Genomic DNA, 2141 nt, shown 5'->3' with positions numbered 1-2141 from the left:
TATTACGATGCAGACAGTGGCCAGTACCTAAGCCCAGACCCTATAGGGTTTGCGGGAGGGCTAAGGCCGCAGGCGTATGTGTTTAACCCGCTGGATTGGGTTGACCCGTTGGGGTTGGCGAAGTGTCCACTCAAAAAGTTAGAAGAAAGGGGCTTCACTGGGATTGAGGTTACAAATAATGGAGGTCTAGACTACTCGGCTAGTAACGCCTTATACACAAGGAACGGAGTAAATCCAATCCAAAAAATCGAATACACAGGTAATTATCACGAAGATTTCGAACAAGCTAGCATGGTGGCTTTAGGTCAGAAATCAACCCCTAGAGGCTATGTTTGGCACCACTTGGATGATTATGACTCTGTAACAAATACAGGTAGTATGCAATTAGTTAAACAGAGTGCTCATAGAGGGATACCTCATGTTGGTGGCGTGAGTCAATACAAGGCGCATACAGGAAATAGTTATATTTTTAAAAAATGGTGATGTTATGAATGAAATTAGTTTTATAGATTTTTTACCACCAGCAACGGATGATGAAATACTCAATTTAGAGAGAGTTTCTGGTTCTAAATTGCCAGAAGAAATGAAGAGTATTTATAAAAAGTATAATGGAGGTCAGCCTCAGCCATCTTTTGTGCATGATGATAAAAACCTTTATCCAATTAATTCGTTTTACTCTATATCTGAGATTATTGAGTCATTTAATGACTTTGAAGATGAATCGTTACCTATTGGTTTTAGTAGATATGAAATGTTACCTTTTGCTTATGACCCTGGCTCTGGTATTTATTCGATATCTTTGCGGAAGAATGATTTTGGTACTGTGTATTTCTATGTATTACATGAAGAAGCTGAAATCTTCGGTGTATGGAGATCATTTAAATCGTTTGTTGAATCAATAGTTGATGATCCTGAAAGCCTATAAGAAGGCTGTTAAAAACTCTCTATGCTTATCCAAGTCCCACTAAAATCACGGTAGCGTGAGACTTGGAAAGGAAATCAGAATAAAAAGGACAGGCACTACTAAAGGCCACATGCTTACACAGCACGAGGCCTTGGTTAGTCCTTTTGGCGATAGATAAGAGAAATTAACAAGGACAGGCGCTGTTAAAAAGGCCACTTGCTTATACAGCACGTGCCCTTATCGCGATAGCTAAGTGGCCAAATCTAGGGAGTAGCCAGTGATATTGGAACGGAATTAAGCTCTGACAATGAACAGCCGGACTTGCCAAGTGCCAACAAGCAAATAGTTTGTTGAGGTTAGGGTGTGCTGATAAAGATGGGTGACGGGAAGCTAGCTATCCAGTCGAAGTAAATGGATGCGACGCTTGTTCAACTTGAGCTTCGCCTGTTCTGCACTAACAACTCATATCCGCTCCATCCGTTGGGGCACTTGTCCCATCAATTCTTACCTGTGTCGACCACTATCAGTACGACGCCGCCTCTCGCTTAACCTACACCGAAAATGGTGATGCGTGGGTCTCCTTTGCTTATAGCCCATCAGGATTGCTCCTTGAAGAAAACCTCAACGGCACCTCGCTCGTTCATGAATACGACGAACATGGCCGCCGTATTGGTTCATCAGGCAGCAAAACCGCGCGACAATATCAATGGACTAAGCACCAATTACAGAAACTGTCTGTAGGCGAGCATACCCCGCTGCAATTTGCGTATCACCCCAGTGGGCATGAGAAAGCTCGCGCCACAGAGCAGGGTTTTAGCCTTCACCACCAATGGAGTGAAACAGGATTACTGCTAGAGCAACAGCTTGGTAGAAATGGTGATAGCTTACGCCAGTATCAGTACGATGCCCTAGACAGGCTCGTAGGCATTAACGATGCCAAACGTGGTAATTCGAGATTCAGTCTAAACGCCAATGGCCAAGTTCAAGCCGTCCGCCAGCAAAAGACGTGGGAAAGTCAGCAACGCTTTGTCCACCTGTTTGGTTACGACAGTGAACTCAACCTGAACCAACAAGGCTTTGCCACTGAATATGGTGATAGCAATGTAGTCTCGCTCGATGATGCACGAGTCACACGCCAATCTCGCCACTACGATAAGGCGGGTCGTGTATTAGATACGGGACGATTCCGTTATCACTACGATAGGTGTGGTCGCGTGGTCGAGAAAACCGAATACCA

2 protein-coding genes and 1 pseudogene are annotated in these 2141 nt (G+C 44.2%); all 3 read left to right on the top strand.

Translation table 11 applies throughout. The features are described from left to right. Positions 1 to 483, top strand: a 483-nt coding sequence (locus AACR75_RS16735; RefSeq protein WP_047691155.1) for an HNH endonuclease, incomplete at its 5' end; no start/stop codon positions are given. A gap of 4 nt (positions 484 to 487) precedes the next feature. Beyond that, entirely contained in the window at positions 488 to 925 is a 438-nt protein-coding gene (locus tag AACR75_RS16730) for an SMI1/KNR4 family protein (protein ID WP_047691152.1), read from the top strand. 581 nt (positions 926 to 1506) lie between these two features. Then, positions 1507 to 2141, top strand: a pseudogene (locus tag AACR75_RS16725) (type IV secretion protein Rhs); the annotation flags it as partial.

This window comes from Vibrio sp. ZOR0018 (assembly GCF_963865925.1).
GTDB lineage: Bacteria > Pseudomonadota > Gammaproteobacteria > Enterobacterales > Vibrionaceae > Vibrio > Vibrio anguillarum.
The sequence above is the reverse complement of the archived record's forward strand: the minus strand, read 5'-3'. Positions and strand labels throughout refer to the sequence as shown.